At 60.9% G+C, this 20,168-nt stretch carries 18 protein-coding genes; 6 read left to right on the top strand and 12 right to left on the bottom strand.

The window, feature by feature from the left end:
* Positions 1-75 precede the first annotated feature (75 nt).
* From EPO50_RS16395 to EPO50_RS16385, 3 genes are all read left to right on the top strand, one after another.
* Entirely contained in the window at positions 76-1,650 is a 1,575-nt protein-coding gene (locus tag EPO50_RS16395) for an ABC transporter substrate-binding protein (protein WP_296345907.1), read from the top strand.
* Positions 1,651-1,965: 315 nt separating this feature from the next.
* Positions 1,966-2,385, top strand: a complete 420-nt coding sequence (locus tag EPO50_RS16390; RefSeq protein WP_296345906.1) for a helix-turn-helix domain-containing protein — start codon at positions 1,966-1,968, stop codon at positions 2,383-2,385.
* Positions 2,386-2,409: 24 nt separating this feature from the next.
* Complete coding sequence (locus EPO50_RS16385) at positions 2,410-2,901, top strand: hypothetical protein (RefSeq protein ID WP_296345904.1); 492 nt, start codon at positions 2,410-2,412, stop codon at positions 2,899-2,901.
* A gap of 3 nt (positions 2,902-2,904) precedes the next feature.
* Here EPO50_RS16385 and EPO50_RS16380 read toward each other — a convergent pair whose 3' ends face one another.
* The 9 genes from EPO50_RS16380 to EPO50_RS16340 all read right to left on the bottom strand — a co-directional run bounded on the left by EPO50_RS16380 (position 2,905) and on the right by EPO50_RS16340 (position 14,645).
* On the bottom strand, positions 2,905-4,467 hold the full coding sequence (locus EPO50_RS16380; RefSeq protein WP_296345902.1) for an ABC transporter substrate-binding protein: 1,563 nt from the start codon (positions 4,465-4,467) through the stop codon (positions 2,905-2,907).
* A 126-nt stretch (positions 4,468-4,593) separates the two neighbouring features.
* The gene (locus tag EPO50_RS16375; protein ID WP_296345901.1) at positions 4,594-5,634 is read right to left on the bottom strand and encodes an amidohydrolase; all 1,041 of its coding nucleotides are present in this window, start codon (positions 5,632-5,634) and stop codon (positions 4,594-4,596) included.
* Between the two features lie 27 nt (positions 5,635-5,661).
* Positions 5,662-6,093 carry an AtzH-like domain-containing protein gene (locus tag EPO50_RS16370; RefSeq protein WP_296345899.1) on the bottom strand — a complete coding sequence of 144 codons (432 nt, stop codon included), beginning with the start codon at positions 6,091-6,093 and terminating at the stop codon, positions 5,662-5,664.
* Complete coding sequence (locus EPO50_RS16365; RefSeq protein ID WP_296345897.1) at positions 6,090-7,265, bottom strand: amidase; 1,176 nt, start codon at positions 7,263-7,265, stop codon at positions 6,090-6,092. The genes EPO50_RS16370 and EPO50_RS16365 overlap by 4 nt, the downstream gene beginning before the upstream one ends.
* 31 nt (positions 7,266-7,296) lie before the next feature.
* Positions 7,297-10,419: an efflux RND transporter permease subunit gene (locus EPO50_RS16360; RefSeq protein WP_296345895.1), complete on the bottom strand. Its 3,123-nt coding sequence runs from the start codon at positions 10,417-10,419 to the stop codon at positions 7,297-7,299.
* Positions 10,420-10,445: 26 nt separating this feature from the next.
* Positions 10,446-11,666 carry an efflux RND transporter periplasmic adaptor subunit gene (locus tag EPO50_RS16355; protein ID WP_296345893.1) on the bottom strand — a complete coding sequence of 407 codons (1,221 nt, stop codon included), beginning with the start codon at positions 11,664-11,666 and terminating at the stop codon, positions 10,446-10,448.
* A 165-nt stretch (positions 11,667-11,831) separates the two neighbouring features.
* Entirely contained in the window at positions 11,832-12,446 is a 615-nt protein-coding gene (gene rpsD / locus EPO50_RS16350) for a 30S ribosomal protein S4 (protein ID WP_296345892.1), read from the bottom strand.
* Positions 12,447-12,708: 262 nt separating this feature from the next.
* Entirely contained in the window at positions 12,709-13,827 is a 1,119-nt protein-coding gene (locus EPO50_RS16345) for a histidine kinase dimerization/phospho-acceptor domain-containing protein (protein WP_296345891.1), read from the bottom strand.
* Between the two features lie 44 nt (positions 13,828-13,871).
* Complete coding sequence (locus tag EPO50_RS16340) at positions 13,872-14,645, bottom strand: response regulator transcription factor (protein WP_296345889.1); 774 nt, start codon at positions 14,643-14,645, stop codon at positions 13,872-13,874.
* A 555-nt stretch (positions 14,646-15,200) separates the two neighbouring features.
* Between EPO50_RS16340 and EPO50_RS16335 the strand changes: the two genes are divergently transcribed.
* Both EPO50_RS16335 and EPO50_RS16330 read left to right on the top strand, forming a co-directional pair.
* Positions 15,201-16,541, top strand: a complete 1,341-nt coding sequence (locus EPO50_RS16335; RefSeq protein WP_296345887.1) for an outer membrane beta-barrel protein — start codon at positions 15,201-15,203, stop codon at positions 16,539-16,541.
* A 170-nt stretch (positions 16,542-16,711) separates the two neighbouring features.
* Positions 16,712-17,119 (top strand): response regulator, encoded by a 408-nt coding sequence (locus EPO50_RS16330; RefSeq protein WP_296345885.1) that lies wholly within the window; start codon positions 16,712-16,714, stop codon positions 17,117-17,119.
* Here the strand turns inward: EPO50_RS16330 and EPO50_RS16325 are convergent.
* The gene (locus EPO50_RS16325; RefSeq protein WP_296345883.1) at positions 17,112-17,939 is read right to left on the bottom strand and encodes a phytanoyl-CoA dioxygenase family protein; all 828 of its coding nucleotides are present in this window, start codon (positions 17,937-17,939) and stop codon (positions 17,112-17,114) included. The two genes, EPO50_RS16330 and EPO50_RS16325, sit on opposite strands and share 8 nt — an antisense overlap.
* Before the next feature lie 706 nt (positions 17,940-18,645).
* Here EPO50_RS16325 and EPO50_RS16320 point away from each other — a divergent pair.
* Positions 18,646-18,984, top strand: coding sequence for a hypothetical protein (locus EPO50_RS16320; RefSeq protein ID WP_296345881.1), 339 nt, complete (start codon positions 18,646-18,648; stop codon positions 18,982-18,984).
* Between the two features lie 16 nt (positions 18,985-19,000).
* Here the strand turns inward: EPO50_RS16320 and EPO50_RS16315 are convergent, their stop codons facing one another.
* On the bottom strand, positions 19,001-19,492 hold the full coding sequence (locus EPO50_RS16315; protein WP_296345879.1) for a DsrE family protein: 492 nt from the start codon (positions 19,490-19,492) through the stop codon (positions 19,001-19,003).
* Positions 19,493-19,523: 31 nt separating this feature from the next.
* Positions 19,524-20,168 carry a hypothetical protein gene (locus EPO50_RS16310; RefSeq protein ID WP_296345878.1) on the bottom strand — a complete coding sequence of 215 codons (645 nt, stop codon included), beginning with the start codon at positions 20,166-20,168 and terminating at the stop codon, positions 19,524-19,526.

The following is a 20,168-nucleotide window of genomic DNA, read 5'->3' as shown; positions in this document are numbered from 1 at the left end:
GACATTGCTCCATGCCTCAGGCAGGTGATGGCCTATCCACGCAATCCGGGGAGCCGAGGAGTCGAAGGAAGTATCATGCATGTAACGCGTAAACTCGCGCAGCTCGCAGCCTGCGTCGGGCTGTTGACGGCAGCGCCCGCTGCAATGGCGCAAACCACCCTGAAGATGGTTTCGCATTCTGATCTCAAGGTTCTGGACCCGGTCTGGACCAGTGCGCTGATCACGCGCAACCACGGCTACATGATCTACGACGTGCTGTTCGCCAAGGACGCGAACCTCAAGGTCCAGCCGCAGATGGCCGAGAAGTACGAAGTCTCGCCGGACAAGCTCACCTGGACGATCACGTTGCGCGACGGTCTGGAATGGCATGACGGCAAGCCGGTCACCGCCGAGGACTGCGTCGCCTCGCTGAAGCGCTGGATGGTACGCGACTCCTTCGGCCAGCTCCTGGCCGCCGCAACGGGCGAACTCAAGGTGATCGACGCCAAGACCTTCGCCATCGTGCTCAAGGAGCCGTTCGGCATGGTGCTCGAGGCGCTGGCCAAGCCGTCCTCGCTGGTTCCGTTCATGATGCCGAAGCGGGTCGCCGAGACCGATCCATTCAAGCAGATCGAGGACTACACAGGCTCCGGCCCCTTCGTCTTCAAGAAGGACGAGTGGAAGCCCGGCGAGAAGGTCGTCTACGTCAAGAACCCCAAGTACAAGCCGCGCGCTGAAGCGCCGTCGATGCTGGCCGGTGGCAAGGTGGCCAAGGTCGATCGCGTCGAATGGCTGGCCATCCCCGACCCCAGCACGGCGGTCAACGCGCTGATGGCTGGTGAGATCGACCTCATCGAATCGCCGGTGCCGGATCTCTTCCCGATGCTGCGGGCCGAGAAGAACATTGCGCTCTATGGCTGGAACAAGCTCGGCAGCCAGATCATCATGCGCTTCAACCACCTGCACCCGCCCTTCAACAACGTGAAGGCCCGGCAGGCCGCGATGCTGGCCATCGCGCAGGAAGACATGCTGCGCGCCCAGGTCGGCGACCCGGAAATCTACCAGGTCTGCAATGCGCCGTTCGTCTGCGGCACGGCCTACGGCAAGGAATATGGCGACCTGCTGATCAAGCCGAACCTCGAGAAGGCACGAGCACTCCTGAAGGAGAGCGGCTACGACGGCACCCCGGTGGCGTTGATGCAGCAGACCGACCTGCAATCTTCCAACCAGGTCCAGGCCGTCGCCAAGCAGCAGCTCGAAAAGGCCGGCTTCAAGGTCGACCTTATGCCGATGGACTGGCAGACCGTGGTCTCGCGCCGTGCCCGCAAGGAGACGCCGGACAAGGGTGGCTGGAACATCTTCTTCACCACCAACATCACGCTCGACCTCGACAATCCGGGCACCAACTCCTTCGCGTCGGGTGCCTGTGACAAGGCCTGGTTCGGCTGGCCGTGCGACGAGGAGCTGCAGAAGCTGCGCGCCGCCTTCATCAAGGAGACGGATCCGGCCAAGCAGAAGGAACTGGGGCTCGCCATCTCCAACCGCGTGATGAACGAGGCGATCTATGCGCCGGTCGGCCAGTACAAGGCCTTCGGCGCCTACCGCAAGGACCGGCTCTCGGGTTGGCTCGAAGGCCCCGTACCGGTGATCTGGAACATCAGCAAGAAGTGACCGAAAGGAAGGGCGCCCGATGACGGCGCCCTTCTTCTTTGTCAGGCTGCGACCTTACGCGACACGGCGACCAAACGCGTCAAAGGTCGTGAAGTCGTGTGCGGCGATGCCTTCGACGCACCGATCGGCGCTAGCCTGCCCATCGCACCGATCGACGTGCCGCCCTCATAGAGAGCGCCAATCTTTTGATTTAACTAAGAAATTTCCATTTGTTTCATCAGTTGATCTGATTTCTCAAAGTGACTGGAAACATCTGAGAGGCGGACTATATCTTCACCAGTAGGTACCAATTCGTAACCTTGGGAATATTGTCCGATGACCACTCCCGCCAGCCAAGTTCCGGTCGCCAGCGTCCCCGCCGCCAAGGCCAAGGAGAGCGCGACCTGTCCCATGGACTTCATCCTGCGCATGCTGATGGGCCCCTGGACGACGTACATTCTCTACAACCTGCGCACGCACGGCCCACAGCGCTTCGGCGAACTGAAGCGGCGTGTCGCGGGCATCTCCGCGAAGATGCTGACGGAGCGTCTGCGCACGCTCGAAGGCGCCTCTCTGGTGAAGCGCGACTACGAGGCGACGATCCCTCCGAAGGTCACTTATTCGCTGACCCAACGTGGGCACGAGCTCGACGACGTCATGGGACGTCTTGCCGAGATCGGCACGCGCTGGGAGGCCGAGGACGCGGCCAACCGTGCGCTACGCGCCGCGGCAACGGAGCTGAAGGCCGCGGAGTAATCTGCGACTCAAGACCGATCTAAGATGAATTCGATGACCTGCGATGTGCTGGTCATCGGCCATGGCCTGCATGCTCTCGTCACGATGGCGGCGGCTGGCGGGCGCCTCCTGCCCGGTCGCGAAACCCGCCGTGTCGTGCGTCGCGGCCGGTCCATCTCCGCCATTGCCCTCGACCACGGCGAGATCAGCGCCCGCTTTTTCGTCGACACCGCTGCCGGCCCGTCTCTTGCCGACCAGCAGGCCTTCGAGCCGATTGCTGGCCGCGAGTACATCGACACAATCGCGGTCACCGAGGGACCGGGCGGTCGATATGCCCTGCCTTATCGCGCAGCGCTGGCGCCGGCCATCGACAATGTGCTCGTCATCCCGGCCAATCTGCCGCCAGCCTTGGCACTGGCGGCCGCCCACGCCGTCGGCATCGCCGCAGTTCTGCTCGCTCGAACAGGACAGCCGGCCAACCAGCTCGATTCCGCAACCCTGCGCGAAAGGCTGAGAGCGGCCGGCGCGCGCCTCTAGCCGTTACTTCTTGCTGATGCCCCAGAAGGTCGTGATCGGCGCCGGCACCGGCCGGGTTACGACATTGGCGCGGACGGCCTGCACGCCGAACCATTCGCCGAGGGGAACATGCGTGACGACCTGCATGGCGTGACGCTGCACCTCTTCGGCGACGGCCTTCTTTTCGGCGTCAGTGGTCGCCTTCACGAACTTGTCTCGCAGCTTTTCCAGGGCCTCGTCGCACGGCCAGCCCGACCGCGCCTTGTCGCAGGTCGCGGTGAGGAACGGAGTCATCAGCGGATCGAGGATGTCGAGCTGCACCCAGCTTGTGCCGAAGGCGTTCCAGCCACCCTCAGACGGCGGTCCCTTCTTGGCGAGCCGCGCCACCATGCTCTGCCAGTCCATCGGCTGGACCTCGACCTTGAAGCCCGCCTTTTCGAGCTGCGCCTTGGCGACCGGGGCGATCTGCTTGATCACGCCGAGGTCCGTCGGCTGCGGCATCACCACGACCGTGCCGTCATAGCCCGCCTCCTTGAGGAGTTCGCGGGCCTTCGCGACATTGCCCTCGATGAGACCATCCATGCCGGTCGTCGACGCGAGCGGCGAGTCGCAGGTGAACATGGCCTTGCAGACGCGATAGTAGCGCTTGTCGCCGATACCGGCCTGCAGGAACTCCTCCTGGCTCAGCGCATAGGAAGCGGCCTGGCGCACTTTCTCGTTGTTGAAGGGCGGCTGTAGCCAGTTCATGCGGAAGACGTATTGGTTCGACGCCCGGCCGCGGATGAGACGGATGTTCTTGTCCTTTTCCAGGATGCCGAGATGGTCGTAGGAAACGCCCTCGATCATGTCGATCTCGCCGTTCAGCAGCGCGTTGAGCTGTGTCTCGGCATCGGGGATCCAGACCCACTCCACACGGTCGAGGTTCACGACCTTCCCGCCGGCGAGACCCGACATCGGCTCGGGCCGCGGCTTGTATTTCGGGTTCTTGACGTAGACCAGCTTCTCGCCCGGCTTCCACTCGTCCTTCTTGAAGATGAAGGGGCCGGAGCCGATGTAGTCATCGATCGGCTTGAAGGCGTCCACCTCGGCCATCTTCTTGGGCATCATGAAAGGAACGACCACCGAGGGCTTTCCGAGCGCCTCGATCAATGGCCCGAACTTCTCCTTGAGCACGATCTGGAAGGTCTTGGGATCGACGATCTTGTATTCCTGGAGCGACATGGCGAGTTTCTGGCCCATCGCATCTCGCGCCGACCAGCGCTTCAGCGAAGCGACGCAATCCTCGGACGTGACAGGCGTGCCGTCATGCCATTCGAGTCCGTCACGCAGCTTGAAGGTCCAGGTGAGCCCGTCGTCGCTGGTCGTCCAGCTATCGACCATCTGCGGCTTGACCTGAAATGCTTCATCGATCGCGAACAGCGTATCGTAGAGCATGTAGCCGTGGTTGCGCGTGATGTAGGCGCCGCTCCAGATCGGATCGAGCGCCTTCACGTCGGAATGCATCACGACCTTGAGGGTCTGCGCCGACGCGGCCGAGGCGGCAGCAAGCGTTGCAAAGGCTGCGAGGGAAACAACAAAGCGACGCATGTACGGCCTCCAACAATGGTGGCCGAAGTCTAAGGCGGTGCAATGTCTCGTGTCATCCGAAGTGAAGCGAGGAATCCTTTCAATGCTGAAAAGATTCCTCGCAGCGTCGTCCTGACACGATTCTTGCTAGCTGAGCGCGAGCTTGTAGACGCGCGCCGCCGTACCTGAAAACAAGGCTGTCTTCTCAGCAGCCGACACACCCATGGCGAGCCGCTTGAAGGCATTCCAGAGCACGCCGTACCCTGAGCTGATCTTGTCGACCGGGAAGTTGCTCTCGAACATGCAGCGGTCGGCGCCGAAGATCTCGACCGTCGTCTCGACCCAGGGCTTGAAGGCGGTGGCCAATTCCTGCGAACCGGGCGGAGTCGGCCGCTCGTAGAAATCGAACCAGCCCATCGCCATGCCGAGCCCACCCACCTTCACCGTGACGTTGGGCCGGCGCGCCAGCTCCGTCATGGATTTCTTCCAGGTAGCGAACACCTCGTCATGGCGGCTGGCATAGGAGGCATAACCGAGCGGACCGCCGACATGGTCGAGGATGATCTGGGTGTTGGGAAAGGCGCTCGCGAGGTCGGCGACTTCGCCGATCTGCGGATGATAGGTCCAGCTGTCGAAGGTCAGGCCGCGGCGATCGAGTTCGCGGAAGCCTTCGCGCCACGTCGCATCGGCCATCAGGCCCGGCGTCGGATTGGTGCGGGTCGGACGGATGCCAGGGTCCTTGTCGAGGCCGGTCTGGTAGCGAATGCCGCGAAAGCGGCCATTGCCAGCAGCGATCTGGGCGTCGAACACCGCACCGGCCTTCGCGCCAAGCCGGAGGTCGACATGGCTCACGATACCGGCGCAGGCGCGCAGACCGCCATAGAGGCCGCTGGCGCTCATCGCCGCGACTCCGTTGGCGAACTCGGTCTCGCCAAGGCAGCGCAGTTCCGCCGGACCTTCCTTGCGATACATCGAATGGCAATCGACGAACACCGTGGCCACGATGTTGTGGCCGGTCTGCGTGTCGGCCAGCAGGTCGTGGAACATGTAGTCGTTGCCGGTACGCTGCCAGAGATGATGGTGCGGATCGACGATCGGCAACGCCGGCTCCAGCGCTTCCTCCGTCACCTTGGCGACCCATTCGAGGTTTGGCGCGATGACATTGCCCAGTTTCGGTGATGCGCTCATGGGCGTTCTCCTCGTTTTCTTTGCGTCCTACAGGACGGGTTGCTCGCTGATCATCGAAACGTGCGCCGATACCACCTTCCAGCCGACATCCGGAAAGCGTACCCAGGTCTGGCTTTGCCGCCCAGTCATGTCCTTGCCACGGACCTTGTAGACGAGGTTCACGGTGGCGATGTCCCGTCCCAAGGTCAGGATATCGACGCGATAGCGCTTCTCCTTGGTGCCGGGCCCCGGCGGCCGCGCCATCCGATGGGCATGGATACGGTCGAAGCCGTAGCCGTGCTCGTTGTTGGCGAGGCGGATCGTGTACGGGCTGTTCCAAAAGGTCGCGTCGAGCACGTCGACATTCTTGTCGATCAACGCCTGTTCGTAGCGTTCGAACAGCGCACTCACCTCGGCAACAACTTCAGGAAGATTGGGCGTCAGATCTCTTGCAGACTCGGCGTTCACTTGGTCTTTCACTGGGCTCCCTCGAGAGCGCGCGCCACAGCCACCAGGCTGGCATCGCTGCCCCTTGCGCCGATGATGGACAGACCGATGGGGAGGCCGTCAACCGTCGCGCCCGGAAGGCTGACCTGCGGATGGCCGGCAAGTCCGCCCTGCGCGCAGAGACAGGTGATGCGATCGCGTAGCGGCTCAAGCACGGAGAGCGACTGGCTCGTCAGCGGCGCGGGAAACGGCGTCGTCGGCAGGCAGAGAATGGTGCCGGCCGGCAACAGATACTTCATCCGCGCCCGTGCTTCCTGCCGCATCAGGTTGGCCCAGGCGCGGTCCGCTTCGGAGATCATCGAGCCCATCACCAGCGCCCGCGCGACCGAGAAGGCGAAACGCGGATTGCGCTCGTCGAGCCAGCCCTTGAACGTGTTGTAGGCTTCCGCGGGCTGCAGCGTCCGCTGAGCACGCGCCCATACCGAAAGCCCCTGCGGTGCCATGACGTCTTCGCGGCTCGATCCAATGATGCCGGCAAGACGCTTGACCATCGGCTGCAGGGCCTCGGCCACATTGGCGTCGGCGAAGCCGAAAGTGTCGACAGCGACGATCAACCGATTGGGCAACGACGCGGGGATGGCTTCGCCCAACATCACCGACGAGACCTTGGCGAAGGTCTCGGCATCGCGGGCAAACCAGCCGGTCGTGTCGGAGGTCGGTGCCTGGGGCAGCATGCCAGTAACGTCGAGACGGCCGTGTGTAGGACGAATGCCGTAGAGACCACAGAAGCTCGACGGAACACGCACCGAGCCGCCGGTGTCCGTGCCCAGCGCCGTATCACAGATCCCCGCTGCGACCGCCGCAGCCGAGCCCGAAGATGAGCCACCAGGGACGCGGCCGGGAGCGCGCACGTTGCGCGGTGTGCCGTCGAACGCATTCTCACCCAGAATACCGAGCGATACCTCATCGGTGATCGTCTTGCCGATCAAGCTGGCACCGGCGTCGAGCAGGGTCTGCACGGCCCAGGCATTCCGCGTCGGAATAGGACGGCCCGTCGGCCAGTCATGGTTGCCGCCGCCCGTCGGTACGCCTGCCACGTCGAACAGATCCTTGGCCGCGAAGGTAAGCCCCGACAAGGGACCATCGGGGCAGCCATCTACGCGCGCGCGAGGGCCCGGCACAAAGGCGCCGATATCGTCAGTCATGGAACGCTACTCACTTTGTGGAGAGAAACGATTACTCAGCCGGCGTGGCTGGCACTCGCCCTTTGGTGCGCCAGCGCTTGGCCCAGCCGGGACTGAACTTCATGCCGGTCAGCTTGTCGAACCACATGTAGACCACCGGCGTGATGAACAGCGTGAGGAGCTGCGACACCAGCAGGCCACCCACGACGGTGACACCGAGCGGCTGGCGCAACTCGGCCCCGGCGCCATGACCCAACGCGATGGGCAACGCACCCAGCAAGGCACAGGCCGTGGTCATCATGATCGGCCGGAAGCGCAGTAGCGCAGCCTCGACGATCGCCTGCTCTGCCGTGGCGCCCTGCCCTCGCCGTTCGATCGCGAAATCGACCATCATGATGGCGTTCTTCTTCACGATGCCGATCAGCATGACGACGCCGATCATGGCGATGACGCTCAGGTCCATGCCGAACAGCATCAGAGTGATCAGTGCACCGATACCGGCCGACGGCAGGCCCGACAGGATGGTGAGCGGATGGATGAAGCTCTCGTAGAGGACACCCAGGATGATGTAGATCACGAGGATTGCCGCGAACAGCAGCAGTCCCTGGTTGGCGACTGCCTGCTCGAAGACCTGTGCGCTACCTTCGAAGCTGGTGGCGATGTTGCTCGGCAGACCTATTTCAACGGCTGCCGCGCGGATGTCAGCGGTCGCCTGGCCGAGCGCGACGCCCGGCTGCAGGTTGAACGAGATGATGACCGAGGGAAGTTGCGCGATGTGGTTCACGGTGAGCGACGTCGGCTTGTCGACGCGCTTTGCCACCGTATCGAGCGGCACCAGAGCGCCGCTTGGCGTCCTGATCTGCAGGCGCCGCAACACGTCATTAATGTCGGCGTACTTGGGATCGGCCTCGAGGATCACCTGATAGGTGTCGTCAGGTGCGTAGATCGTCGAGACTTGGCGCGTGCCGAAGGCCGAGTAGAGCAGCAGGCGGATCTGGTCGACCGACAGGCCGAGGCGTGACGCCGTATCGCGATCGACGTCGATCAGCGCCGACCGTGCCCGCACCTGCAAGTCGGAGTTCACGTCCATGATCGACGGGATCTTCTTCATCCGCTCTTCCATCATCGGCGCATATTCCCGCAACGCCGTGAGGTCGCTGGAGCGCATACCGAACTGATACTGGGCGCGGGTCTGGGTCGTGCCGAGATTGATCGACTGGATCGGCTGGAAATAGATATTGATGCCAGGCACCGATGCGGTCACTCGGCGCAGACGGGCGATAACCTCCTGGATCGTATCCTTGCGATCACCCTTGTCACGCAAGGTGATGAACATACGACCGGAGTTGATCGTGTTGGCCGCGTTGCCGCCGCCCACTGTCGACACCACCGAGACGACGTCGGGATCTCTCTTCAGGATTTCTGCCAGCACCGACTGGCGGGCCACCATGGCGTCGAAAGACGCATCATCCGGACCGACCGTCGAGGCCGAGATCTGACCAATATCCTCGATCGGAAAGAAGCCCTTGGGAATGGCCTGAAAGAGGATCGCCGTGAGAACAAAGGTGCCGAGCGTGATCGCGAGCACCAGGCGTGGCAGCCTCACTGTGTGACGCAACGCCCAACCGTAGCCCTCGGTTATCTTGGTGAAGCTCCACTCGAAGGCACGCAGCAGGAAGTTGTGCTTCTCGTGATGGTCGATTGGCTTCAGGATTCGCGAGCAGAGCATCGGCGTAAGAGTGAGCGACACCACGCCCGAGATCAGGATGGCGAAACTGATGACAAGGCCGAACTCGTTGAACATGCGGCCAACGACGCCGCCCATGAACAGCACGGGGATGAACACCGCCACCAGCGAGAGCGTCATCGAGATGATGGTGAAGCCCACCTCCTTGGACCCCTTGAACGCCGCCTCCATCGGCTTCTCGCCCGCCTCGATGTGGCGAACGATGTTTTCCAGCATGACGATAGCGTCATCGACGACGAAGCCCACGGCCAGTGTCAGCGCCAGCAGCGATATGTTGTCGATCGAATGGCCACAGGCATACATGCCGGCGAAGGTGCCGATGACGGAGATCGGCAACGCGATCGCTGGAATGATGGTGGCGCGGAAACTGCGCAGGAAAAAGTAGATCGCAATGATGACCAGCACGCCCGCCAATACGAGGGTGAACTCGACGTCCTCGACGGCCTCGCGGATCGATTTCGAACGATCGTTCAGCAGCGAAATCTCGACGCCGCTCGGCAGCTCAGCCTGAATCTGAGGCAGGATCGCCCTGACCCGGTCGACCACCTCGACCGTGTTGGCATCGGGTTGCCGGTAGACGCCGAGCACGATGGCGCGGGTGCCGTCGACCCAGCTCGCCACCTTGTCGTTCTCGACGCTGTCCACGGCGGTGGCGACGTCGGAGATACGCACCGGCGCGCCATTCTGCCAGGAGACGACCACCGGCATGTAGTCGGACGCCTTGCTGATCGGGCCGGTGGCGTCGAGGATCGCATTCTGCCTGCGATCGGCAATCGAGCCGACAGGCTTGCTTGAATTGGCGGCGACGATCGCGTTCTGCAGCTCCTGCAGGGTCAGTCCGCGGACGGCGAGTTGATCGAGATCGGCGCGCACGCGCACGGCGAATTTCTGCGTCCCGAAGATCAATACCTGCGCGACACCCGGCAGGGTCGAAACGCGCGGAAGGATCGCGCGATTGGCAAAGGCATCGATGTCCGACAACCGCACCGTCGAGGATCGCAGGGCCAGGAACATCACCGCCCAATCGGCCGGGTTGACCTTGCGGAAGCTGGGCGGCGTCGTGAGTTCGGGGGGCAGCCGGCGCATCGCCGAGGAGATCGCCGATTGCACGTCGAGCGCCGCGCCGTCGATCGAGCGATTGAGATCGAACTGCAGGACGATCGAAGTGTTGCCGAGCGACGAGGTCGACGTCATCGCCGTCACGCCGGCGATGGTCGCGAATTGACGTTCCAGGATCGAGGCGACCGACGCGGCCATGGTCTCCGGGCTGGCGCCAGGGAGCTGGGCCGAGACCTGGATGGTCGGGAAGTCGACACGTGGGACGGCGGCGACGGGAAGCTGCTTGAAGGCGAAGCCACCTGCGATGACGAAAGTCGCCATCAGCAGGATGGTCATGACCGGACGGCGAATGCAAAGCGCTGATAACATCTCCGGTCCTCGACCTCTTCCACTGTCTAGCCCCGCGGGGGCGCCGTGGCCGTTGCCGGATCGTTGGCGCCGGATTTGATGCTCACATTGGCCCCGTTGGCGAGGCGGAGCTGGCCGTCGATGACGACCGATTCACCGCCCGCGAGGCCCTTGCCGATCACCGATTCACCGCCCTGGGTGCGCTTGACGTCGACGTTGCGCAGTTCGGCAACGCCGTCCTTCACCAGGTAAACATAAGCACCCTGCGGTCCGAGCTGGACCGCCGCAGCCGGAACTGAAATGGCTTCGGGCTCGACGCCGAGCGTGATCTCCACCTTCACGAACTGACCAGGCCACAGAAGCTCATTGGCGTTGTCGATGCGCGCCTTGGCCGTCACCGTGCCGGTGTTGGGATCGACGTTGTTCTCGATGAAGGCCATCACGCCCGAGCGCTTCTTCTGATCGTCGACGATCGCCGTGACCTTGACCGGGCCGCTGGCCATGGCCGCGCGCAGGTCCGGCAGGATGACCTGCGGGATGGCGAAGCTGACGTAAATCGGATCGATCTGATTGATGGTGGCGAGTGTGCTCGTCGCCGTATTGTCGCCGACGCGGACAACGGCGCCGGCCTTGCTGGCAATCGATCCAATGCGACCAGACACGGGAGCACGAATTTCGGTGTAGGTGAGCAGGGTCTGCACGCTGGTCTTGGATGCCTCGTCGGCTTCCAGCTGAGCCTCGGCCGACTTCAGCGCCGTGTTGGCATTGTCGCGCTGAACCAGCGTCCCGGCATTCTTGGAGAACAGCTCCTCATAGCGCTGCAGGTCGCGCTTGGCCTGCACGACCTGGGTCTGGTCCTTGCGGATCTGCGCCTCGATCTGCGCGAGCTGCGCCCGGAGCGTTCGGCCATCGAGCTCGAAGAGGATATCGCCCTCCTTCACAAAGGCGCCCTCTTCGACATTGACCTTCATGATCTGACTGTCCATCCGCGGCTTGATCTGGACCGATGCAATCGATTGCACGGTGCCGACGGCATCGACGACGACCGCCATCGGCTTCTTGGCCACGGTCGTGACGATGACCGGGACCGCGCCGGCCGGATTGGCGCGGCCACGCCGTCCCTGTGGCTGCGCCTGGGCCGCCGGGCTCGATTGGGCTTGCTCGGCGGCCTTGGCCGTCGTGCCCATGCCCAATTGTTGGGCAATCTGGCCTCGATAGATGTAGGCAGCCCCGCAGATCACAATCGCGGCCGTCGCGATGACTGCCATACGGCCAATCCACATTTCTTTTCTCTCCAGACCCCAAGCCCCGCTTGAATTATAGGGCCAGCATGGCTTCCCGCACAGACGGCAGCGTTATTTTTTAGCGACCTCAATGCAAAAAACCCGCCACAACCGGGCGGGTTTTTCGTCGAAAAGGTGGTCGGGAGCCGACTAACGGCTGTAGTACTCGACGACCAGCGACGGCTCCATCTGGACCGGATACGGCACGTCGGCGAGCTTCGGCCCGCGCACATAAGTGCCCTTCATGTCCTTATGATCAACGGAAACGTACTCCGGCACGTCGCGTTCGGCCGTCTGCGTAGCCTCGAGCACCCGGGCCATTTCCTTGGCCTTGGAGGTCAGCTCGATGACGTCGTTGTCCTTCACCAGGTACGACGCGATGTTGACCCGGCGGCCGTTCACTTTGACGTGACCATGGCTCACCAGCTGGCGGCTGGCGAAGACGGTGATGGCGAATTTCATGCGGTAGATGACCGCGTCCAGCCGGCGCTCCAGGATCTCGACCAGGTTTTCACCGGTGTCGCCCTTGCGGCGCACGGCCTCGAGATAGTAGCGGCGGAGCTGACGCTCCGAGACCGAGCCGTAGTAGCCCTTGAGGCGCTGCTTAGCCATGAGCTGCAGGCGGTAGTCGGTCGGCTTCTGGCGACCCTGGCCGTGCTGGCCGGGACCATATTCGCGCTTGTTGATCGGGCTCTTGGGACGGCCCCACAGGTTGACCCTGAGGCGGCGGTCGATCTTGTACTTCGAATTCTCGCGCTTGCTCACGCGACACTCCTGTTGTTGCACGTCATATGCGACGCTGTTTGTCCGGATAGGCCTGGATCCAACAAGAGTTGGGGCGGGATGCCGGCTGGAGGGCCTGCAACCACGTTCTCCGGAGAAGCGCGGAACATACTGGCGAAACCCGCGCAGTCAAGCGCGCGTTTCTGCTTTAAAATCAACGGTTAGGCCCTTTGTTCGTCGATCTGGTTCGCGCGCGATGGGATAGCGCAGGGCGCCGTTTCGCAGTTCATCCAGCACCAGAGAGTTAGGTCGCACCATCGATTGGAAGGAAGAGATGGACAAAGACCTGCCCGTCGGGCTGAACAGCGGTCTTGAGGGTGGCGCCCATCATGCTCAAGTGACGTCGACATTCGTCCAGAGCCCACTCGACCGCCGGCAAGACGGATAGAGCGGTCCGATCACTCCCAGTGCGATCGTAGCAAATGACGATCTCGATCCAGCTGCGTTTCTCCGACAGGGACAGTCGAGCGGTCAGCCCCTCGCAACGTTGCAGACTGGCGACGAGGAACAGTTTCATCACCTCCTTGAGGCCATCCGTCTGTGTCCACACGATCAAGGGTTGAGGTGGGTGGGTCAACGAGACGGCACTGCCCATGCCAGCATGGACGATGAAGTCCTGCAGGAAGGCGCCGATATCGATCGAGTTGTGGAAGCCGAGAAACGAATCGACGAGCCTCGAGGTACCGGCCCGATGCGAATCGAGAATTCCGACCAGCCTGTCGCAAGACTCGCCAATAAGCGCGGCCGCCCGGTTGGCCTTTTGATGATCTTGCGGCAAGGTTCGCTGGATCGAAGCGAGCGACCCCGCGATGATGGCAAGCGGCGTGCGCATCTCATGACTGACTTCGCTCACCTGGCGGCGCATTTCCGACCCAAGCGTATGCATCGCGGTCATCAAGTCGCGCACGTCCATCGGCTCCGCGTCGAATTTCGCAGCCTCGCCGCCCACCTCAGAACCGACAGCAGGTGTTATGACACGTATGCGTTCGCTCGATAGCCGGTGAATTGCGGTGGCAAGAATCGCCACGCCAATCAAAGAGAAGACGAGAACTACAGTAAGCACCGTCTGCAACGTGTAAAAATCATCAGCTGCTACAGCAGCGACGACAAAGTTTACGCTGGATGTCTGTTGTACGTCTGGCGTTCCTATCGAACCAATCGCATCTCCAGCTTTCCTTAGAACGACGTCGCCCAGCCAGCTTTGAGTGTCCGTTTGGCGCTGTGCCAATTGAACATCTTCGATGACCTCTCTTTCCGTAGGAAAGGAAGCGACTTGGCTGGTCAGCGTCTCCAGCATTTGCTGCAGCGCCAGTACACACCAACCAATGCAAAGTGGAATCGCGAGCATAATGACGACCACCATTCGCAATCGATTTCCTGAGGTGGAGGGCATGAGCAAGCCTCTGCTCAGTCCCCATCGATCGCTTTCCAGACGTAGCCAAAGGACGTGAAGTTCTGGATGGCGGTAAAGGTGGGATCGGCCGCGCGAAACTTGCCTCGAATGCGCTTGATCGCCGAGCGAACGTTCGTTCGATACCCGTACTCGCCATTGCCACCGATGAAACCACGGTAACGAAGGCAATCGTATATCTCGCGGTAAGTCACGTATCGTCCCGCCCTCGACGCGAGAAGATTGACGATCTTGAACTCACCCAAAGTAAAATCGAGATCGTGGCCTTTCCAGAGGACCCGGCTGGCCTGCAACTTCAGCCTCAGGGAACCGACGTCGATAAATCTTTCCTCAAGGGGCGGAGCGTGTCTGGAGCCCGAGATGATGCTGCGGACGCGTCGCACGAGGATAGGAATACCACGGGCCTTGTCGATGAAATCGACGGCACCGCGGTCGAAGGCCAGCATCTCATTCGACGTCAACGCACGCCCTGTCAGGAAAATGACTGGCAGTGTGACGCCCAGCCGCCGAATTTGCGTCAATATGTCGAGCCCACTGCCTTGGGGCATGCTCCAGTCGAGAAGGATAAGGTCGGCTTCCTCAGCTGTGACCAGAGCCTGTAAGAAAGTCCGCGCATCGCCGAAGGCTTCGACCACGAAGCCGTGCTCGGCGAGTTCGCAGCAGAGCATCTCGCGGAAATGCTCATCATCATCGACGGCCAAGATGCGGTGCAAATGCTTGGCTGGCGCCGTTACTGGAACGACAATCGTGCTCTCGATCGATAGCGGCATGGCAATCTCCTCGCAGCAGAGTTCGCAACGCTGTCCACCTGGGCCGACATGTGTTTCCGCCGTATTAGCGGACGAATTGTGATCGGCTGGGCACTAAGCCTCAGGAACGCATCGGCGTCCTGGCTCGCACCTTGGCCAAAATTCCCACGGTAAAACCCCAAAAACAGCGCCGGTGCCGACACCTTTCCACTTCGGTGTCAGACACGATCCGGCTTCCCAATCTTCCCAATCTTCCACAACCCCTGTGGATTATAGCCAGCCCGCGGCCCATGGGTAGCCAGGCTACGATCACGTAAGTGTCAGTCACAATCTAGTCACAGATGTGTTCAAATGGCCTCTTTACGATGCAAAAAGGATGTGAACGGTCGTCAGGGCATTTCAGCTTTTTCTCGAAACTAAGAACCGTTCGCAAGAAAATCAGCGCCTGAATGCTCGCCCTAGTAGGGGGCTTGACGAAATCCACTAGAGGTTGTCCGTCGGCCGGCAAGCAGCGTTCGGTTCCCTTTTTCGCCCAAGTGGGTATTCTTGTGCAGTTATGCGGGGCTTGGGGAAAGAATGAACTCAAAACAGAGCCGCGTTTCACCTGGATTTTACAATCCTCTGATTTTCACGCTTTTCCTGTGCACAACCTGCTCCGCCTATGCGCAAACAATGTCGCCAGGCAGCGGGGCCAGCGGGACCCCACCTCCGCCCCGTCTCGAGCGCCCCGACGAACGCACACCCGCTCAGCAGCAGGCGGAGAGTTACGAGCCCAAAGGCGTGCGGCTTGGCGGTTTCCTCCTCTTCCCGGCGCTCGAGGCGGACGAGGCCTATAACGATAACGTCTTTGCCGTTTCATCAGGAAGCGGACAGATCGGCAGCTTCCTTCAACTCATCAGACCATCGGCTGAGCTGCGCTCGACTTGGTCGACTCATATGTTGAACGCTTATGCTCGAGGCAATATCGGCTTCTACACCGCTGCTCCGGCGCAGAATTTCCAGGACGTGTCGGTCGGTGTGGATGGCCGCATCGATATTCAGCGCGACTGGAATACCTATGGTGGCTTCTCGTTCAATCGAAAGCACGAGGACCCCGGCCTGCCGAACACACCAACCGGCCAAACCGGCGTCACGATCTATAATCAAGTGACCGGATTGGTCGGCTATTATCAGAAGGTCAATCGGCTGAGCGGCCGCGCGGAATTTGGCGTCGATACCTACAATTACTTCAACAATGGCCTCGGTATCGCCGAAGGCGTTGTTCCAAATAGCGACCGTAACCGCATCGAGTTTCGGGAATCGCTGCGGTTCGGCTACGAGTTTCTCGATGGCTACGAAATCTGGGCGCGCGGCAGCCTTAACCAGCGCATATACCAGACGCCTGTCGATGCTTTAGGCTTCGCGCGTAATTCGAACGGCTGGGATGTGGTTGGCGGTATCACACTCAACCTTGGCGGTCTCACGACAGCTGAAGCGTTCGCGGGCTATCTGCAGCAGAACTATGTCAATCAAGGGACCGCGCCTCTGCAAGGCCCCATGTTTGGTTTCATGGCCAACTGGAATCCCCAGAAGGAACTCTGGATCAAACCTTATGTCCGGCGCACGGTGAATGAAGCGGCTTACGCTGGTGACTCGGGCTACCTGAGCACCGCGATGGGTTTCAACACCTCTTATAACCTTCGTCCAAACGTTCGATGGAACGCCCTGGCCGACTATACGATCGCCGACTATCAAAGCTTTTCCGGCACAAACGCGCGTTACGATCAGTACATCACCTTGGGTACCGGTGTGATGTATCTGCCAGTGTCCGAGTTTTTCGTGGCTCTCAGTTATCAGTATGTCTATCGCACCTCTACCCAGGCTGGATTGGACTACGGGCAGAACGTGATCATGTTGCGACTAGGCGGTCGTCTATAAGCCGCGCAGATCACAACGATGGTTGTCACAGCGTGTGACAACTATGTGTCGACCAAGTTGAATGCTCAGCAAAATTCCTGCCTGCCGCTAAAGTCAGGTTATGGGGCGGCACGACGTGTTGACCTGTCCAATGGTCCAAAACGAGGACTAGTCATCATGGGGCATGAGAGATGAGCAGTGATCCGTGTTTGGGCGCGCGGATATTGGTCGTGGAAGACAGCCAGCTGTTTGCTGAGGTGTTGTGTGAATACCTGCGCGATCAGCAGCTCGTTCCTATCGGACCCGTGGGCCGCGTCGAAACCGCTTGCAGCCTAGCGCGCGAGAGCGAGATGGATGCTGCCATCGTGGATCTCAAGCTGGCGGATCGGTTCAGTTTTCCGGTTTGTTCGATACTGGTCGAGCGTCGCATTCCGTTCCTGTTCTTGACGGGCTACGGAGAACTGTCAGTGATTCCGACCGAGTATCGATCCGTGCCGCTGCTCTCCAAGCCGTTCCAGCTGGATAAAATGCGCGAGCTCCTGCGGGTATTGTTGGTTCAACGATCCGCCGGACAAAACCGACGGCTCAGCTTCAGCTAATTCTCAGCTGAAGCATTAGTCGCCGATCGCTGTCCGGCGCCAGGGCCTTATGATAGCACGCAGGATCAGCGAGAAAGCCGAAGCCGGCCTTTCCTTCCACGATCGTGACTCTGTCGCGAGAGTAATACCTGAACAAAGTCCGCTCGGTTTGGCGTGTCGACGAGAGCTTCAATCGCCAGTTCTTCTGTTGATGCGATCCACGGATCAAGACGTGAGCGCCGGCGCGCACGTCGACATTGGTGAGATAGAAGTAGACATAAAGCGTATGCCGCGGCTCGATATCGTAGTGATAGTCAATCGTCTGCCCCGCCCAGCGCCTCTCTTCCTCCCCCATTGTGGACGCCGGACTCCAGTAAAGCCTGGTCAGGCATTCAGTGGGCGGGTAACCAAGAAAGCGCGTCGCGAGCGTCCTGATTACAGCGTCATGCTGAAGTGTTTCGACATCCGGGCAGTTGTCCGGAGCGTCGACGTCAGCCACGGCGATTTCGGCTCCAGCAGGCGAGCGGCCTTGCTGAACCTCATCGATGAGAAAAGTCTCGGCATTGTTGCCCTGCCGACAGGGCGCTGAGCTCGCGTATCGAGTTATCGACGCCACCATGGTGGCAGGCAATTGCAACCCGCCTCCATAACCTGAGGTCTTCAGGTGAGCCTCAATTGCTTCGATATCGACAGCGCCAAAAAGAGGCGAGTGCACCACGACCGAGCGGCCGGCTGCCACTGCTTCTGCAAATGCCGCTCGGCGGGTCTTCAACGTGTAGGCGTTCCAACGATCAAAGCGCCTCAACAGCCGATACGAATGCAAGGGACGTGCATGCTTCAAGGTCCACAAGACCGATCGCGATGATGCGAGCATACCTGCGCCCCTACCGTGCCCAGTCCGTGTGCTGAAACAAGCCTGGGAACGGTAGCGTGAAAGCTACAGGTCGACCAAGCCGCCGGCTCCATAGGCCGAACTCGGCCCCCCACGCGATGTTCACCTTGGCCTCGGCAACTTGAAGGCCCCCGAGAGGGATGGACCCTCTCCTCCCGACAGCGCTCGCGCGCGCCCTTCGAGGCGGCGGCATGAACAGCTCGGGGTGTTCATCACATGTGAAAGGCTAGGGATCGATAGCATAGCTGTATTCGAAGGCACCATGTTGGTGGTTCCGGGAGCTAAGCACGCGCAACAGGGAGTGAAAAAGAACCCGCCTGCGGAGCTCCGCAGGCGGGCGCCAGCTTCGCACACGGGGGGTGTATCGCAGCTGGGCAAGACACGGCGTTCTTTGCCCACGATACAGGCTTGCTCCTCCAATTCGTGTGGCGAGATCGTGACGAAGATTTCGGAAGCGTGCGGCGGCTTTCTTCCGGCATTCCGAAGAAGAGACACTCTGCATACTGATCCGCGAGCTGCAGCGACGCAGGAATTGTCCTCGCAATGCGCCACAACGTTCGCAACCATAGGTGTAGCCTTTTCATGATCAGCATGGTTGGCCTCTTGGCTGTCGAGCGGTGAAGCGTAGGCTCGACGCTCTTCAAGGAGCTGATCCGTGGAATACGTCCTCATCGTCCGCAAAGAATGGCGACAAGCGACCGACGGCCTGTCTATTGGCGCAAAAGGACTCCTCACCACATTACTTGAAAGAGCAGCTGCCCAACGCTGCACCGAGATTTCCATCTCCCTCGCGACGTTGACGCCGCATCTCGATTGTCCGCGGGGTCGGGAGAGCTTTGCCGCCTGGCTCGCCGAACTTAAGCTGCGTCGCCTGGTGCGCGAACGGCCCCTTGGTAAATTCGCCATCGCGCCGGGCTTATGGACGGTCGCAGTATTCGAATTCCCCCGGAGCCCCACTCCCACTCTGGTGACGTTAGCCACTCATCCCGATTGAGTCGCCGGTAGTGGACTCAGGGGCGAAGATATGCCCAGCCCTGTTCCTGCAATTCCATAACGCGGACGACTCCCGACTTGGTCACGGTGGCTTGGGAAATGAGCGGGATATCTTTGCTTTCGGCCTTGTTCATGTTGGTTTGCGTATTGGCGCAGGCCTTGAACGAGATAGAGGGTGACTTTTCGGCCATCACCTTAATCCGATCTTTCACGGGAGAAGTATCTTCGCGCAACATGTGCAGGCCAGCACCGAAAGTCACGATTTCGATCTCAACGCGCTCCCCTAGCTCTCTGTAGTGGTTCTCAACGTTGGTCGCATTGTTCAGGGCAAGAGTCATGGTCGCCGGCTCATTGACGTTCACCTGAATGACGAGCCGATGAGTCTTTTTGTCACTCGCAAGAGGATTGGAGCTCATCGAACTGCTCTGGCCAACGCCAGGTGTCGTGCCCAAGGACAGCATCATCACCAGGCACGCGATCACGACGGATAGAAAATTGAAGATCGCCATTTCTTTCTCCTTTCGCGGCCGCTCAAAACCTTCAGGGACGCGTCGTTGCAGTTGGCCATTTGCAAGGGACAGCCATTCGCTCCAGCAGGCCCTTTAATCCGGCGATGCCGTATCGTCCTTCCGCGTCCTCCCGTTGCCCACTGACCACACGAAAGGAGATTTCACCTTGCGCTGGCAGCGACATGATCAGCCTGTGCACGTCGACGCCCAGCACGAATCCCGGCCCCGCAATTGCTGGAGTATTAGGAACGACGATCGGTTGATTGCCATTGACGGCATAGAAGATGGTTCCCTTGGACGCGCGCGGGGCGGCGCCTCGTTCCGTCAAGATCATTTCCGTGCGCCCGCTGCGGCAGCTCACCGTGAGCACCATCTGGCTGCCGCCGGGCGGGCCGTAGACCGCCGTTGCAACAGCTACGGGTGAATAGTCGAGAGGCGACACCGTCTGGCTTACGACCCAATGTTCTGTCGCGCGGCCTTGCTGAGTTGGGACCGACGGTGCGGTTGATGGTGACGTAGACCCTGGCGATGGTGTTGCCGTGGAGATCGCGTCAAGACACTCCAGCCGTTCGGTCTGCGGAAGAAGCAAGCAGGCACGAATCTTGTCCAAGGCTTCGCCAGCAGCCTGGGCTTGCGCTTCGCCCATCACCATAAGGGCCGCAGTGAAGCTGATCAT

It is taken from the genome of Reyranella sp. (genome assembly GCF_004297405.1).
Taxonomy (GTDB): domain Bacteria; phylum Pseudomonadota; class Alphaproteobacteria; order Reyranellales; family Reyranellaceae; genus Reyranella.
Note: the sequence above shows the minus strand (reverse complement) of the source record. Positions and strands in the feature narration are given on the sequence as shown.

What these genes read in the sequence shown, in the direction of transcription:
- EPO50_RS16395 (WP_296345907.1), top strand. Translation starts at nt 76, where the DNA reads ATGCATGTAACGCGTAAACTCGCGCAGCTCGCAGCCTGCGTCGGGCTG.
- EPO50_RS16390 (WP_296345906.1), top strand. Translation starts at nt 1,966, where the DNA reads ATGACCACTCCCGCCAGCCAAGTTCCGGTCGCCAGCGTCCCCGCCGCC.
- EPO50_RS16385 (WP_296345904.1), top strand. Translation starts at nt 2,410, where the DNA reads ATGAATTCGATGACCTGCGATGTGCTGGTCATCGGCCATGGCCTGCAT.
- EPO50_RS16380 (WP_296345902.1), bottom strand. Translation starts at nt 4,467, where the DNA reads ATGCGTCGCTTTGTTGTTTCCCTCGCAGCCTTTGCAACGCTTGCTGCC.
- EPO50_RS16375 (WP_296345901.1), bottom strand. Translation starts at nt 5,634, where the DNA reads ATGAGCGCATCACCGAAACTGGGCAATGTCATCGCGCCAAACCTCGAA.
- EPO50_RS16365 (WP_296345897.1), bottom strand. Translation starts at nt 7,265, where the DNA reads ATGACTGACGATATCGGCGCCTTTGTGCCGGGCCCTCGCGCGCGCGTA.
- EPO50_RS16360 (WP_296345895.1), bottom strand. Translation starts at nt 10,419, where the DNA reads ATGTTATCAGCGCTTTGCATTCGCCGTCCGGTCATGACCATCCTGCTG.
- EPO50_RS16355 (WP_296345893.1), bottom strand. Translation starts at nt 11,666, where the DNA reads ATGGCAGTCATCGCGACGGCCGCGATTGTGATCTGCGGGGCTGCCTAC.
- EPO50_RS16345 (WP_296345891.1), bottom strand. Translation starts at nt 13,827, where the DNA reads ATGGTGGTCGTCATTATGCTCGCGATTCCACTTTGCATTGGTTGGTGT.
- EPO50_RS16340 (WP_296345889.1), bottom strand. Translation starts at nt 14,645, where the DNA reads ATGCCGCTATCGATCGAGAGCACGATTGTCGTTCCAGTAACGGCGCCA.
- EPO50_RS16335 (WP_296345887.1), top strand. Translation starts at nt 15,201, where the DNA reads ATGAACTCAAAACAGAGCCGCGTTTCACCTGGATTTTACAATCCTCTG.
- EPO50_RS16330 (WP_296345885.1), top strand. Translation starts at nt 16,712, where the DNA reads ATGAGCAGTGATCCGTGTTTGGGCGCGCGGATATTGGTCGTGGAAGAC.
- EPO50_RS16315 (WP_296345879.1), bottom strand. Translation starts at nt 19,492, where the DNA reads ATGGCGATCTTCAATTTTCTATCCGTCGTGATCGCGTGCCTGGTGATG.
- EPO50_RS16310 (WP_296345878.1), bottom strand. Translation starts at nt 20,168, where the DNA reads ATGATCAGCTTCACTGCGGCCCTTATGGTGATGGGCGAAGCGCAAGCC.